This window comes from Citreicoccus inhibens, assembly GCF_019039035.1.
Lineage (GTDB): Bacteria > Myxococcota > Myxococcia > Myxococcales > Myxococcaceae > Citreicoccus > Citreicoccus inhibens.
Window position 1 is genome coordinate 139094 of record NZ_JAHNZT010000019.1, and the last position, 14991, is coordinate 154084.

Sequence of the window (14991 nt, forward strand, 5' to 3'; positions counted from 1 at the left end):
GGTAGGACTGGAAAAGGCACGGCAGTGTAGCAGAGCCGTCCCTTTGCGTTGACAGAGAGGACACCTGAGAAGCGGCGGAATTTCCGGCCCGTCGTGACGCACTCAGCCGAGCCGGCGCGTCCACCTGTCCTGGGAGGGCGGCGTGGGAGCAGGCGCCCCGCCCACCGTCGGACGCAATGGCAGGCGGACCTCCACTCGCGTCCCCTCGCCCGGCTTGCTCGACACGCCGATGCGCCCTCCGTGCTGGAGGATGATGCGCCGGCTCAGCGCGAGCCCCAGCCCCGTGCCCTCTCCGGCCGCGCGGGTGGAGAAGAAGGGCTGGAAGATGCGCTCCATGTCCTCGGGGCGGATGCCCACGCCCGTGTCGGTGAAGGACACGAGCACCTCGTCGCCCTCGCGCGCGGTGGCCACGCGCACCCGCCCGCTCTCCCCCACGGCGCGCAGCGCGTTGTCGAGCAGGTTGAGCCACACCTGGTTGAGCGTGCCCGGGTCCCCCAGCACGGGCTCCGAGCAGTGGTACGCGCGCTCCACCACCACGCCCGGCGGCACCTTCCAGCCCAGCACGCTCAGCGTGGAGTCCAGCGCGGCGTCCAGGCGCACCGCCACGGGCTTCTCCGCCGTGCGGACAAAGGACAAGAGCGACTCGGCGAGGTGGCGGATGCGCTGACCGCACTCCTCCATCACCTCCAGCATGGCCACGCCCATGTCGGGGTCCGTGCCCTGCCCGCCCTGCACCACTTCCTTCAGCGGCACCAGCGCGTTCATCAAGCCGTTGAGCGGGTTGCGCACCTCGTGCGCGAAGCCCGACGTCAAAAGACCGATGGCCGCCAGCCGCTCGTTCTCCGCCGCGCGCACCGCGGCCTCGCGCAGGCGCAGCTGCGTCTCCACACGGGCCAGCAGCTCGCGAGGACTGAAGGGCTTGCCCAGGTAGTCATTGGCCCCCGAGCCCAACGCCTCCACCTTGGCGGACACATCCTGACGCGCGGTGAGCAGGATGAAGGGGATGTCCACCGTCTGCGGCGACGCGCGCAGCACGTCCAGGAGCTGGAGGCCGGACATCACCGGCATCATCACGTCGGAGAGCACCAGGTCCGGATGCTCGGTCATCGCGCGCTGCCGGCCCTCCTCGCCGTTGGACGCCTCCAGCACGCGGTAGTGCTGCTCCAGGATGCCCGCGATGAACGCGCGAATCTCGTGGTCGTCCTCCACCACCAGCACGCGCGGCGCGCGCTGATCCGGCCCCGGGTGGTCATGCGGCGCCGAGGAGGGAGCCGCGGTGGGCGCCTGGGTCGACAGCGAGGGGAAGTTGCCAGAGATGCGGCGGTCGCGGCGCACCGGGACATCCTGGCGTCGGCGCTCGCGCAGCTCGTCGCGCACGTGCGCCGTGCCCTTCGGCAACCGCACGTGGAAGTTGGAGCCTCGGCCCACCTCGCTCATCACCGAGATGCCACCCGAGTGCAGCTCCAGCGTCTCCTTCACCAGCGCGAGGCCAATGCCCGTGCCGCCAAACCGGCGCGTGCCGGACGTGTCCGCCTGAGCGAACCGATCGAAGATGACGGCGAGGTCGCGCTGCGCGATGCCCGGCCCCGTGTCCACCACCTCCACGTGCACGTCCGTGTCGTCCTCGCGCACGCGCACCGTGACGCGGCCCGCCTGGGTGAACTTGAGCGCGTTGGACACCAGGTTCTGGAACACGATGTCAATGCGCTCGCTGTCCACGTGCACCGGCGAGACGGTCTGCCCATCCAGCACCAGCTCCACGCCCTGCTTCTCCGCCATGGTGCGGAACGGCAGGAGCAGCGTGGTGAGGAAGCCGTGCAGCTCCAGCGGGTGGTAGCGCAAGCGCACCTTGCCGGACTCGAGCTGCGCCAGGTCCAGCAGGTTGTTGATGAGCCGCAGGAGGCGCTGCGCGCTGCGGTCCATGGTGGCCAGGTGCTGGCGCAGCACCTCGGGCAGCTCCTCCGGCGCCTTCTTCTGGAGCGACTCCAGCGACAGGAGGATGAGCGTGAGCGGCGTGCGCAGCTCATGGCTCACGTTGTCGAAGAACTCGCTCTTGACGCGATCCAACTCCTGCTGCCGCACGAGCGCGGCCTCCAGCTTGGAGTTGGCCTCGGACAGCTCGCGCGTGCGCGCCTCGACGCGGTCCTCCAGCTCCAGGTTGGTGCGGAAGATCTCCTCGTTGCGCCGCTGCAGGTCCTCCAGCGAGCGCTTGAGCCCTTGATGCTGCTCGTTGAGCTGCAGGTCCTTGCGCTCCAGCTCCGCGCGCGTGTCCAGCCACGCGCCCAGCGCGGAGCCCGTCAACGCGAACGCGCCCACGGAGAAGCCCGCCGGCCCGAGCGCGAGCGCATGCGCCATCAATCCGCCCACCACGCCCACCAACCCGCCCACATAGCGGCGCCACGCCACCGGCGGCAACGCCTGCCAGCGCAGGTGGTACTCACAACAGGGCGCGCCCTCCACGTGGCACTGCGTCTCGCGCACCTCCGCGGGCGCCAGGTCCCAGATGGTGGGCAGCGACGCGAAGTTGCCCATGCGCGCGCGGCACAGGTTGCGGCCGTGCTCGGGGATGCGCGACGTGTAGCGCAGCACCATCTGGTCGCTGCCCATCTGCACGATGCGGAAGGTGCCCACCCGGTTGAAGGTGGGCCCCAGCTCCACGGTGCGCTCGTAGCAGACGGCCGGCGTCGCGAGCGCCTTGAGCATGTAGTACGCGAAGCCCATGGCGCCGGGGCTCGCGATGCGCATGCCCGCCTTCGTCGCGAACTCCGGGTCCCCCGAGTCGCGCACCATGAGGTCCAACATGGACTCCACGAAGCGCAGCGACACGAAGTGAGACAGCGTCTCCACGTAGCTCAGTGGCAACGGCAGCTTCTCGCGCGCCCACAGCGCGGCCAGCCGCTCGCGGCCATAGGCCTCCTCGAAGTGCAGGAGGAAGCCGCGCAGGGTCCGGACGCTGATCTCCGGGGTATCGGCGGGGACTGGCGCCAGGTCGTCCGGCGCCGCGCCTCCCGACGTCATGGCTTGGTCCCTTCCGTGGTCAGCACCACGGCGTACTTGAAGGTCTCCTCGTCGCGCAGCATCTCCAGGAACGCGTCGCGGAACTGCGTGTAGGCCGCCTCCCCGCCCAGCGCGGGCACCCCAATGGGCTTGAGCACGTCGAAGCGCAGCGACCAGTCCGCCACCATGGCGTCATCCGCGCGGCCGCCCACCACGTAGAACGGAGACAGGTGCACGCGCACGTCGCGCAGGCCGTGCTGGCGGAACAGGTGGTAGAGCTTGCGCCCCACGTTCAGGTCCAACCCCTGCTCCGTCAGCGCGCGCATCAGCTTCTCGGTGCCGTCGCGCAGCAGCGCGGGGAAGGGCCAGTTGAGCAGCCCCACCCCGTCGATGTCCGCCACCACCACCTTGCCGCCCGGCCGCGTCACCCGGATGAGCTCATCGAGCGCCGTCTCCGGATCCCGCAGGTACTCGAAGACGTACTGGCACCACGTGTAGTCGAAGTGATCCGACGGAAGTCCCGTCTGGGCCAGGGACGCGGGCAGGCCCGATTGAGGCAACGCCGCGCAGACCAGCTCCACGTTGTCCATCCCGTGCAGCACCCGCGCGGCCTCTTCCAACCGAGGCTCGCTGGGATCCAACGCGACGACCCGCCCCTCTGGCCCCACCATGCGCACCAACGACGCGGTGATGGCTCCGGGGCCACAGCCCGCGTCGAGCACCACCGCGCCCGGGCGCAGCCCCGTCACCCGCAAGCGCTCCAGACTCGGAGAGGAGCGCTCCTGCTCCAGCAGCCGCCGCGCCTCGGAATCCGACTCCATCAGATAGGTCATGCCGCCGTCTCGTGCCCTTCCAGGGTCGCCTCGTCCTCTTGTGGACGCGACAGACGCTCGAAGACGGAGACGAGCTGGTTGTTCCACTCGCGCGCCAGCGTCCGATGAATGCTCCACTCGAACACGCGCCCGAGGTTCTGGAAGCCCAGCGTCGCCAGCAGGGAGAGGTCCCCGTCCTCGGCCAGGCACTCTGCCACGGGCCGGCCCCGCTCGGCCATCCGCCGCGAGGCATGCGCCACCAACGCGCGCCGCACCTCGTTCGCATGCGGTGACGCCGGGTCGGGAATGACCATCCAGAATGCGTTGAACCACTCCGCCCAAAACAAGCCTGGAGTCATGGATTCCATGACAACCATTCCAAGAGGCCCGGAAGGCCCGTCCACCACGGCGAACTCGCGTCCGCGCTCGAGGCCCTGCTCGGCGTAGCGGCGCGACAGCGTCGTGAGGCGCATCTCGTCGCCGAGCAAGTCCGTGCTGCGCAGGCGGACGATGTCCTGATGCTCGCGCAGGTAGGCCTCCAGCCAGGCCACGTCCTCCTCGGCGGCGGGGCGCACGCGCCACGCGCCTGGATCCATCGCCAGCGCGCGCTGGATGGGGATGCGGCACGGCGTATAGGCGTGGAGGCTGCTGAGCCCCGGGCGCTGCATGCGCGCCGCGATGCCGCCGAAGATGCGCGCGCTCCAGCGGTTGTGGCCGCGCCAGAGTCCGCGCAGGTAATCGATGTCACCGAGCGACTCGGCGTAGTCGACCGCGAGGCTCACCAGGTCCTGCGAGATGGACTCCTGACGGTGATAGCCCGGGCGGACCACGAGGTGCTGAGACATCCACGTGCGCGAGTAGATGCGCAGGCCCGAGGAGTGGCCGCGCAAGTCGCCATCGCGCTCGAACACCAGCGTCTTGGACAGGCCGTGGCGCCCGTCACCGAGCATGCGGTGTGAATCCTCCAGCGTGGTGAGCGCGGGCCCGCCCTCCAGCGGATAGTCCGGGAAGCGCACCCGCGCGGCGCGGAACATGTCCCAGATGGCCGGGAACGGGAGCATCGAGCCGTCGTGGATGAAGGGGCAGCGCGCGTGGATGAAGGCCTCCATGATGGCCCGGTGCGCCACGTCATCCAGCTCGTCGAAGCGCACGCCGCAGCGGCGCGGCCGCTCCATGGTGCGCGTCTCATCCGAGTGCGCCAGCGGGCCGGTGTCCACCACATGTCCGCGACACCGCGCGGTGCTGCCTCCGGGCAGGTGCAGCGTGAGCGCGTCCAACCGCAGGCCCGGCGGATACACCTCGTGCCCCGCGTCGAACGAGAAGGCCACGCCGCCCACGTGGAGATCCAAGAGCGGGCGGTACACCTCCTCGCCGGTGAGCGGCGCCACGAACGAGATGGCGAAGGGCCGATCCGGCGTGGAGCGAAAGCGCAGGCTGTTGCGGCGGTGGTACTCGGTCAACGAGCGCGGGATGGCCACCGCGAGCACCGCGCCGTCCTGGCTGAGCACCGCCGTGGTGCCCACGTGGCTCATGCCGCCCAGGTCGAAGCACAGCTGCACCATGTCCCCGGGGTTGAACAGCTCCGCGGTGTGGCGCTGCTCGGACAGCAGGAGGCGCGTGGACTCCATGGCGAAGCGCGCATGGCCAAAGTCCACCAGCCGGTTGCCCTCGTGGCTGCGCAGCGAAAACGCCGCCCCGCGCCGCACCGCCCGCCGCAAGAGCCCGTGGATGGCCACGCGGTCCTGGAGCACCGCCGACAGCGAGCCCTCCTCCGCACGCGGCGGCCGCTCCATGGACACGCCCAGGTGGTGGCCCCCCGCGCCGTTCATCGCGCGCAGCACGCGCACCGTGGCGCCCACCGCGTTCAGCACCGGCGTCCCGTCGCGCCGCGTCAGCACCAGGCCCTCCAGCCGCGTGCCGGGCGTGAGGCGCTCCACGTGCACGCCGCCCATCAGATGCAAGCCCACGCCCCCCGTCCCCACGTCGGCCACCTCCGCCTGGTAGCGCACGCCCCCGGCCTCGAAGTGCGCCATGAAGGGCTCGGCGGGGTCGCGCCGCCCCGAGCCGCGCACCTGCATGAGCTCGTGGAGCGCCTTGCGCAGCGCGTCCAGCGGCTCCTCCTCCAGGGTGAAGAACATGTGGCCCGCGGCCGCCAGGTCCACCAGCTCCTGCTGCACCTGGACCGTCCGCCGAGGGCACAGCACCACGCGCACCGCCCGGGGCGCGGACCGCTCCAGGTCCTTGAGCAACCGCGGGAAGAGCTCCGGGGTCGTCAACACCAGGGCGGGCGGAGTCCGGACCAGAAATTTCGAAGCATCCAAGCGGTTGGTCGCTTCGATAACTTCATATTCCGCCAGGATTTCTCGGAGTTGAGCACGGCGCTCCGCGCTCGGATGGACGACCAGGACAGCACGCGTGGACACGCTCATACGTCCTCCTCGTACCGGGGACTGCCTCCAGCCCCGGACCGCATAACTCACCAGGTAGGGAGAACGTGGGCACCCCAGCCCGCGGACGCCTGAGGACAGACGCGGGCCCAGGGAGTCGTTCTCCCTTGATCATCCTGGAAACAGGACAAACAAGTTTTTCTTAAGTCAGGATGCAGGACGGCGGGAAACGTGGGCGCATCTTAACGAACCCAGCAGCGGGGCCTAGAGGGGCCATGCGGCACGCACTCCGGGGGTGTCATCCGACCGTCGGAACCCGCTGCGCGTGTGGGCGGCCAGGGGGGCGGGACGTGAGGCTGGCTCCCATCCGGCATGCCGGTTAAATGACGCTCCAGCGAGGGAGGCCCCCGATGGGCGTCGCAGTCGACTTGGAGCGGGAGATCGCGGAGCTCAAGCGCTCCATGAACGCGGTCATCCTGGCGCACTACTACCAGGAGAGCGAGGTCCAGGACGTCGCGGACTTCGTGGGGGACAGTCTGGCGCTCGCGCAGGCGGCGGCCACGACGCGCGCGGACGTCATCGTGTTCTGCGGCGTGCACTTCATGGCCGAGACCGCGAAGATCCTCAACCCGGGCAAGCAGGTGTTGCTGCCGGACCTGAAGGCCGGCTGCTCGTTGTCGGACCGCTGCCCACCCGCCGCGTTCCAGGCGTTCAAGGCGCAGCATCCGGATGCCTTCGTGGTGAGCTACGTGAACAGCTCCGCCGCGGTGAAGGCGATGAGCGACGTCATCTGCACGTCCTCGAACGCGGTGAAGATCGTCAACCGCATCCCCAAGGACCGCCGCATCCTGTTCGCGCCGGACCAGCACCTGGGCCGCCACGTGATGAAGGAGACCGGGCGGGACATGGTGCTGTGGCCGGGCAGTTGCATCGTCCATGAGATCTTCAGCGAGAAGAAGCTCGTGCAGCTCAAGGTCGAGCACCCGGACGCGCGCGTGGTGGCCCATCCCGAGTGCGAGCAGGCCGTGCTGCGCCACGCGGACTTCATCGGATCCACCAAGGCCATCCTGGACCACGTGGTGACGAGCCCCGCCGAGAAGTTCATCGTGGTGACCGAGGCGGGCATCCTCCACCAGATGAAGAAGGGCGCGCCGCACAAGACCTTCATCCCGGCGCCGCCGGACAACGGGTGCGCGTGCAACGAGTGCCCGTACATGCGACTCAACACGTTGGAGAAGCTCTACCGGTGCATGAAGGACCGGACGCCCGAGCTGGTGCTGCCACTGGACCTGCAGGGTGCGGCGCTCGCGCCCCTGACGCGCATGTTGGAGTGGTCGCGGTAGGGCCGGGTCACACTGTCGCGGGGGCGGACATTCGCCAACTCCCGCCTTGCGCCGGGCGAGCCAGGGTGCAATGGAGAGCCCGTGGCCTTCCGATTTCTCGCAGTTCCAGGGCATCGCCTGACGGATTCGTCGCAGACGCTGCCGGATGATGAGCGCCTCGAGCCGGAGCTCCCTCCGATGCACGAGGCCGTGGAGCGCGCCCTCACCGGCGCTGAGTTCCGCGACGAGCGCGCCCGGGACCGGCTTCGCGCCCTGCTGCAAGGCGACCGTCCTCCTGCCCACGGCTCCCCTGGCGCGGGCTATGGCCCGAGCGCCGTGTTCGCGCAGCCGCCCCAGGACCTGCCCGCCCTGCTGCGCCTGGCCGACGAGTTGGAAGCGCTGGCCCGGCGCGAGTCCGGTGAACGCGCCCTGGTATGGAAGTGCGCCGAGTGCGGCGCGCGCTACGCCGTCCCGGTCGCGCTGGTGCGGCAGGTGTCCATCCGCTGTGAGCGCTGCGGCACGCCCGTGGAGCTCAACGCGGCCCGGAGCCTCGGAGAGGAAGCCCTCATCGACCCCTTCCAGGGCGCGGTGAACGCGGGCCGGCGCCAGTTGGCCGCCTTCTTCCGTGAGGCCATGGCCCGAGGGTGGCCGGTGCTCGTCGCCGAGGGCGCGCGCGCGGGGCGCTCGAAGGCCCCCTCCGCCTGATAGGGTGCGCCGCCCATGCGGCGTGCGCTCCTCCAGTTGCTGCGGTGTCCCCGATGCAGGCGCTCCCACCTGAGCCCTCCGGACGACGCCGCGGTCCTCCACTTCGGCCCTTTGCGTTGTGCGGACTGCGGGGCCAGCTACCCCGTGGCGGAAGGGGTGGCGGACCTGGTCCTGGAGCCTCCGCGCCTGGGCGCCGTGCAGCGCGGCCTGGAGCAGCGCTGGGTGGCCCGCTCCTTCGAGCGCTACGTGCGCCCCGCCCTTCAGCGCGCCCTCACCCGCCAACCGCTGGACCGCGAGAGCGAGTACGTCCTCTTGCGCACGCTGCTGGGCCAGCCCGAGGCGCCCGTGCTCGACGTGGGCTGCGGCACTGGGTGGGTGGCGAGAAAGCTCGCGCGCGAGCCGGGCTTCCCGCCCGTGTTGGGCCTGGACGTGTCACGGGCCATGCTGGAGGAGGGCGTGGGGCAGGCGCGCGAGGACGGCGCGGCGGTGGACTTCCTGCGCGCCGAGGCCCCTGCCCTACCGTTCCAGGACGCGTCCCTGGGCGCGGTGCTGATGGCGGGCTCGCTCCACTTCGTGGAGGACCTGGGCCGGCTGTTGTTGGAAGTGGCCCGCGTGCTGCGCCCGGAAGGCCGCTGGGTGGCGGCCACCTATCTGCCGCCGGCCCGGCCCGCCGCCGCGCTCCATCGCAGCGCGGGGCTTCATCCACGCACCGAGGCATCCCTCAAGGCGGCGGCGAGCGCGGCGGGGCTGGTGCGCTTCGAGCGCGTCTCCCTGCCGCCGCTGCTGGTGGTGAAGGCCCAGAAGGGCTCGGCGCAGACGCCTAGATGAAGATGCCGGCGGACGCGTCGTAGCGCGCGTCCTGGAGCTTGGGCTCCGGCGAGTGGCCGCGCAGCGCGTCCATCACCTGGCGCGCCGGGTGCCGGCCCTTGCACTTGCTGCACTCGCACGCGCCCTTCTTGCAAGTGCAGTCCGCCTTGCTCCCGCACGAGCACTTGCCGGCCACGAGCTCATCCAACTCGTCCAGTGGGCGCGCGGCCTCGGCCTTCTCGGCGGGCCTCGCCTCGGGGGAGGAAGGCTCGGGGGCGGTTGCCGCGGCCTTCGCGTGGGCCTCGCAGGCATCCGCCCTGCCTGGTGCGCCCAACAGGCCACCCGCCAGCAGTCCCGCCGTGAGCACAGCCGCGATGCGCGTCATGTCCGCTCTCCTCGCCGGGGACAGTCGCCGTCCCCTGCTACAGGTGCGCCTATACCCCAGCGCCTACCCCAGTGCCAAGAACACGGCCCCACCTTTACCTACCCCACAGGGGCTGCTCGCTCGGAGGGGAGCCGCCGCATACAGTCCGCGCCCATTTCCCGTGCCGAACCGAACCGATCGCCTCATCACCGTCGCCGCGCTCTTCTTGGGCGCCCTGCCTCTGTGGGTGTCCCGCGCGCTGCCCATGGTGGACCTGCCGCAGCACCTGTACCTCATCTCGGTCCTGCACCGGCTGGATGACCCCACCACGCTGTATCCCCAGCTCTTCGCCGCGCGCCACGCGCTGACGCCCTACCTCGGGTACTACTATCTGGTCAGCGCGCTGAACTGGCTGCTGCCGCTGGAGCTGGCCAACCGCGTCTTCCTCACCGCCTACGTGGTGGGGCTTCCGCTGAGCCTGGCGTTTCTCCTGCGCTCGCTGGGGCGCCCCACGTGGCCCGCGCTGCTCGCGCTGCCGCTGGCGTATGGGGACAGCTTCGGCTGGGGCTTCATCAACTACCTCGCCGCGCTTCCGCTGACATTCCTGTGCTGCGGCCTGTTCGTGCGGACACTGACGGAGGTGTCTCGCCGCCGAGCCTGGGCCGTGGGGCTCGCGGCGTGCCTGGTCGCGGTGCTCCTCTTTCATGTGCAGGCCTTTGGGTTCCTCGCGGTGGGCCTGCCCTGGCTGCTGCTCACCACGCCGGTGCCGGAAGATGCCCAGGTGGCGCGGTTCGTGGACCGCGTGCGGCCGAGGTTGGCCGCGCTCGTGGGCGTGATGCCCAGCGTGGCGCTGTTCCTCGCCTGGGTGGTGCTGCGCTTTGGCGACGCGCCGGACATCCAACCGGGAGCCCCGTGGCACGCCTGGGGTCCCCCGCTCTCGCCGCAGAACCTGGCGTGGAAGGGCTTCGAGCAGAACCGCGCCGAGTTCCTCCAGGTGCTCGCCAACACGTTCCATGACGGTTCGGACCGTTGGCCGCTGTACGCCGTGGGCGCGGTGGCGCTCGGGGGCTGGGGATTGGGACTCATGCGGCCCGGCCCACGCGCCGAGGGCTCCGTGGCGCGCTTCCGATTGCTGGGGCTCGCGCTGCTGGGGCTCGCGCTCTTCTTCCTGCTGCCCTTCGATATTCGCGGCTACGTCTACTACCTCAACACGCGCTACGCCCACCTGGCCGCGGCCCTGCTCATCATCGCCATGCCCGCCGCCGCGCCAGACACGTGGCGTCCGCTGAGGCTGGCCGCCGCCGCGTGCGCGCTGCTCCTGGCGGGAGTGATGGCATCCGGGTTCCGAGCCTTCTCGCGCGAGGCCTCCGAGTGGGATGCGCTGGCCGCCGCCACGGCGTCGCGCCCGAAGGTCATGGGGCTCGTGTTCGACCCGGGCTCGCGCGTGGTGCGCTTCCCGGTCTTCCTGCACAGCGCCGCGGTGCTGGCGCGCGCTCGGGGCGGAGTGCCCAACTTCACCTTCGCCTCCACGCCCCACTCGCCGCTGCGCTACCGAGACGAAGCGCCGCCGACCTTCCCCTCCGAGTGGCGCCCCCAGGACATGCGCTGGGACACCGAGGGCGACTGGTACGACCACTTCCTCGTCCGGGGCGTGCATCCATCGCGCGTGTTCGGCGCCAGGCTCCAGTCGGACCTCGTCATCGTCGAGCACGCCGGCTCAAGCTGGCTCGTGCGTCGTCGCTGACCCTGGAGTTCTTGCCACTGCGCCGACGGAGGTTCGGCGCAGCCGCGCCGAGGCGGGGGTTCCGGTTGGTACGTGTCAGCGGCGGCTCCGTCGCGGGCATCTGCCACCGAGCACATGGCGCAAGCTGGCTCGCGCGTCGTCGCGGACCTTGGAGTCCTGGCGACTGTGGCCTGCTGGGCGGCGGAGCCTTGCAGAGACCGCGATTTCGCTCGACGTGCGATAGAAGGGGGACGCACATGAGCCCCTCGCCCACCGAGCCCCGTCCCTTGCTGGATGCGCTGCGCGCCGGCACGCCGCTGCCCGCCTTCCCTCCTGATGCCGTGGACCGGGCACGAGCCCTCGCGCGCGACACTGCCTCGCTCTGCGCCTCCGACGTGGAGGTGCTCCCCGAGGCCCTCGCCGCCGCCGTGCTGGAGGGCGCCGTCGTGGACGGACACGCCGCGCTGCCCGAGGCCCTGGCCGCCTCGTCGGTGAAGTCCCTGGCCAAGGCCGCCAAGAAGGCGCTGTACCGGCTGCGCTCGCGCGGCGTCGCCGTGGCCGAAGCGCCGCGCCCCACCGCGTCCGGGCCTGTCCAGCCGGCGCCCACGACCGACACCCTGCCCGCCCTCGTCACGCTGATGTCGTCGGACGGCGAGTTCGGCCTCCTGCTGTCCCGCCCCATCCGCGGAGGCATGGAGGTAGCCCAGGCCGTCATCTCGGATGAGCGCGGCGTGCTCAAGCTGACCCGCGTCGACACGAGCCGCGCCGAAGTGCGCCGCATGCTCAAGCTCGGGCACGAGAACCGGTACGGCGTGGAGGTCTCGCAAGAGGAAGGCGCCGCCCTGCTGGCCGAGGCCGCCGGCGCCAACCTCCGCTCGCACACGCCCTTCCCCACCGAGCTGGACACGATGCTGCGCCACCACGGCGTGCAGCCCCGCGCCGAGCCCGCCGCCCCACCCGCTCCCGAGGCCGACGACACGCGGCACGTCCTCGCGGGCTACCAGCTCCACAGCACCCCAGAGATGGCCGAGTGGCTGCCTCCGGAACTCGAGACACGCCAGCTCCTCGCCCAGGTGACCTCGCTCACCTCCAGCCCGCTCGCCCTCAGCGAGGCGCAGCGCCAGGAGCAGGTTCACCAGAGAGTGCTCGGCGCCGCCCGCGCGTTCTTCACGCCAGAGGTCCGCCGCCGCTACGGCCTGCGGCTGTGGCACATGGCCCGCTTCTTCGAGCACACCGGCCGCGCGCATGAAGCACAGGTGGCGCGGGGCGAGGCGCGGCGCCTCTATCACGGGCCCGACGAGCCCTTCTCCAGCTTCGCCCACACCCTGTTCCAGAAGGTGCTCGCCCTGGCGGCGGCCGAGGCCCTGCCTGGGGACCCCGAGCCCACCACGCCCGCGCCCGGGGCCCCACTCCCGACGGAGCGGCGCAGCGCGGGCGGCCTCATCCTCCCCTGAGCCCCTCAGGCGCAGGGGAGTCCGTCGTCCCCCCCTCAGGCCGGGGACATGCCAGCGCACAGCAGCAGGTCCAGGTTCTCCTTCTCCCAGGCCAGCGCGCGCGAGTAGTCGTGGAAGCGCTTCTCGTGCGCCATCAGCGCGGGCGGGTGGATGCACCGGCGCCCGTCCTCGCCCCGCCGCGCGCGGTACACGTGGTGGAGCATCTCGTGGAAGACGATCCACTCCACGAAGTACCGGGGCACCACCGGCTGGTCCAACGCCGGGTGGATGCGGATGACCTTCGAGTCCGCCGAGTACGAGCCCATCTTGATGCTCTTGCGCGGCTGCTTCACCCGAGGCGCCGGGCCAAAGGTGATGGCCGCGTCGATGCGACTCTGGAAGTAGCGCTCGTTGAGCCGCTCGTAGATGCGCAAGAGGTCGTGGTGCTGCCCCACCGGCTCCAACCGGATGCGTCGGCGCATCTGCGCCGGTGACAACCGGCGGATGAACACGCGGTTGCGCTCGATGTACTTGTCCAGGAGCGCACTGGCGTCCGGGTCCCCCTTCCGAACGAAGCTCGCGAGCGCCTGGAGCACCTCGTCCGGCGCGGCCAGGAACATGTGGTGCAGCCGCAGCCGCCACAGCGCCCGCTGACGTTGGAACGTGAGCATCGTGTGCGTGTTGTCGTGGATCTCGACCGCCACCTTTGCGCGCAGGCGCGTGCGCAGACGGCGCTCGAGCACCCGCCGCCACACCTTCACCAGGCGGTTCGGCTCGGGGTCCACGGGGCTCTGCCGAACCACGCGACCGGCCGTGTAACTCCGCTTCTTCACTACGTTTTTCTGCTTCTTCGAGGGCGCCATGACGTGGGGCGGGATTCTACGGACCCGTCTGACACGTGTAAACGCGCTCGCCTGCTAGAAAGCCGAGGGATTCCAACGACTTAAGTCCACTCAACCCCACCCGGTCCCACTTGTCCGCCCCAGGGGGAGGATGCCCCATACGAGCAAGTGTCCGATGCGACTAGCGTCGCGCCTTGCAGGAGATTTTGAGCACCTGGGCCTCCCCGGAGTCGGGTCGGATGACGTAGGTCTCAGTACCCCGAGGTGCGCGGCGTCCGGGGCAGTCAAAACTCACGCGCAAGGGGCCCGTGGGGAGGGTCAGCACCTTGTTGAGGGGCAGGCGGGCTCCACCTGGGCGGCTGAGAATCGTCTTCGCGGGCGCCTCGAAGAGCACCTTGGCCTCGGTGGCGATGGGCGTCGCGGCCACCTGCGGCGTCGGCACGCCGGCATCCACCGAGTCGGGCGCGACGACCGCGGCGGGGGGGCTCTCGGCCGTGGGAATCGAACCCGCATCCGAAACCCCGGTGTCGATGCCCTCCGAGGTCGCGGGCGCGCTGTCCACGGGGGGACTCGCCACCTCGGGCGCCGGTCGGGGCTCGGCGCCGCGCGGGACGATGGCCGTCGCCTGGCCCACTTCCGGGGGCGGTGGCTCCGGCTCCGAGGAGGCCGGGGAGTTCAGCGCCCAGAAGATGCCCGCGGCGAGGAGGAAGAAGAGCATTCCGCCGCCCACCAGCAGGACGACGCCCAGCATGCCGCGCGAGCGCGACGCGGGCTGAGCCAGCGTGTCGCGCTCCTCGTCATCCTCGGAGCGGCGAGCGAAGGCCTCCGACGACCCCACGGTGGACTCGTCGTCATCATCATCCAGCGCCGTCCCCGCGAACGAGTCGGGATCCGTGGCGCCCGACAAGCTCACGCCCGTCGGCAGCGAGGGCTCATCCAGGGGCGCGGGACGCGGAGGGGTCGTGGGCCGACTCGCGCGCGGCGACGGGGTGGGCGCCGGCGGGGGCGTGATGGCGCTGTCCTGCGTGCGCGCCTCGTCCCGGTGGGCGGAGGGGCGCTGCACAGGCTGCGTGAGCGAGAGCGTTCCGGAGCCGTCGTCCTCATCCTCCGAGGCCCGGCGTGGCGGCGCCGCCAGGGGTGAGGCCGGGTTCGTCGCGCGCCTGGGGCGCAAGGCCTCCGGCGTGGCGCGAGCCTGCCCCACCGGGGACTCCAGGACGCGAGCGGGCACGGGCGGACCCGGGCGCTCATCCGGCGTCAGGCTGCGGCGACCCGGGCCCGGCATGGGCCGTGTGGGCACATCCTCGATGCGCGGGCGCTTGCGCAGCGGAACGGTGAACTCACCGTCCCCGTCATCCTCCGCGTCGTCGCTCGCCGGGACGGTGAGCGGCACGGTGCGGACGGCGGTGGACTCCTCGTCGTCATCGCCAGGGTCCGCCGTGGGCAGGTCTCGCGGACGCGCCATCTGCGTGGCGGGCTCCGGCTCACTGTCGTAGTCGGGCGCGCTGAGGGTCTCGTGCGTGGGCCGCCGCGGCACCGGGCGCGCGGTGAGGCCCGCGGGGGGCAGCGGCACCGTCGTGCTGCTCGCGCGCGCGGTGCCGC

At 71.1% G+C, this 14991-nt stretch carries 10 protein-coding genes and 1 pseudogene; 5 read left to right on the forward strand and 6 right to left on the reverse strand.

The features are described from left to right. Nucleotides 1-102: 102 nt before the first annotated feature. From KRR26_RS22055 to KRR26_RS22065, 3 genes are read right to left on the reverse strand one after another with little or no spacing between them, the layout of a single operon-like run. Nucleotides 103-3018 (reverse strand): ATP-binding protein, encoded by a 2916-nt coding sequence (locus tag KRR26_RS22055; protein ID WP_217080728.1) that lies wholly within the window; start codon nucleotides 3016-3018, stop codon nucleotides 103-105. After that, the gene (locus tag KRR26_RS22060; protein ID WP_199723635.1) at nucleotides 3015-3830 is read right to left on the reverse strand and encodes a methyltransferase domain-containing protein; all 816 of its coding nucleotides are present in this window, start codon (nucleotides 3828-3830) and stop codon (nucleotides 3015-3017) included. Before KRR26_RS22060 ends, KRR26_RS22055 begins: the two co-directional genes overlap by 4 nt. Continuing rightward, nucleotides 3827-6238: a PilZ domain-containing protein gene (locus KRR26_RS22065; protein ID WP_217080729.1), complete on the reverse strand. Its 2412-nt coding sequence runs from the start codon at nucleotides 6236-6238 to the stop codon at nucleotides 3827-3829. The genes KRR26_RS22060 and KRR26_RS22065 overlap by 4 nt, the downstream gene beginning before the upstream one ends. Before the next feature lie 368 nt (nucleotides 6239-6606). On the opposite strand from KRR26_RS22065, the gene nadA reads away from it, so the two are divergent. The 3 genes from nadA to KRR26_RS22080 all read left to right on the forward strand — a co-directional run bounded on the left by nadA (nucleotide 6607) and on the right by KRR26_RS22080 (nucleotide 9051). Further along, on the forward strand, nucleotides 6607-7539 hold the full coding sequence (gene nadA, locus KRR26_RS22070; RefSeq protein ID WP_120201147.1) for a quinolinate synthase NadA: 933 nt from the start codon (nucleotides 6607-6609) through the stop codon (nucleotides 7537-7539). An 81-nt stretch (nucleotides 7540-7620) separates the two neighbouring features. Beyond that, entirely contained in the window at nucleotides 7621-8223 is a 603-nt protein-coding gene (locus KRR26_RS22075) for a zinc ribbon domain-containing protein (protein WP_120201149.1), read from the forward strand. Nucleotides 8224-8379: 156 nt separating this feature from the next. Beyond that, on the forward strand, nucleotides 8380-9051 hold the full coding sequence (locus KRR26_RS22080; protein ID WP_233576507.1) for a class I SAM-dependent methyltransferase: 672 nt from the start codon (nucleotides 8380-8382) through the stop codon (nucleotides 9049-9051). On the opposite strand, the gene KRR26_RS22085 is transcribed toward KRR26_RS22080, so the two are convergent. Then, on the reverse strand, nucleotides 9044-9415 hold the full coding sequence (locus KRR26_RS22085; protein ID WP_217080730.1) for a metallothionein: 372 nt from the start codon (nucleotides 9413-9415) through the stop codon (nucleotides 9044-9046). The genes KRR26_RS22080 and KRR26_RS22085 overlap by 8 nt on opposite strands. Before the next feature lie 160 nt (nucleotides 9416-9575). Here KRR26_RS22085 and KRR26_RS22090 point away from each other — a divergent pair, with 160 nt between their 5' ends. Together KRR26_RS22090 and KRR26_RS22095 are read left to right on the forward strand one after the other, a co-directional pair. Continuing rightward, complete coding sequence (locus KRR26_RS22090) at nucleotides 9576-11138, forward strand: hypothetical protein (protein WP_217080731.1); 1563 nt, start codon at nucleotides 9576-9578, stop codon at nucleotides 11136-11138. 236 nt (nucleotides 11139-11374) lie between these two features. Continuing rightward, nucleotides 11375-12571, forward strand: a complete 1197-nt coding sequence (locus KRR26_RS22095) for a hypothetical protein (protein WP_120201157.1) — start codon at nucleotides 11375-11377, stop codon at nucleotides 12569-12571. A gap of 35 nt (nucleotides 12572-12606) precedes the next feature. Here KRR26_RS22095 and KRR26_RS22100 read toward each other — a convergent pair whose 3' ends face one another. Both KRR26_RS22100 and KRR26_RS22105 read right to left on the reverse strand, forming a co-directional pair. Continuing rightward, entirely contained in the window at nucleotides 12607-13353 is a 747-nt protein-coding gene (locus KRR26_RS22100) for a hypothetical protein (RefSeq protein ID WP_120202251.1), read from the reverse strand. A 220-nt stretch (nucleotides 13354-13573) separates the two neighbouring features. Further along, nucleotides 13574-14991, reverse strand: a pseudogene (locus KRR26_RS22105) (hypothetical protein); the annotation flags it as partial.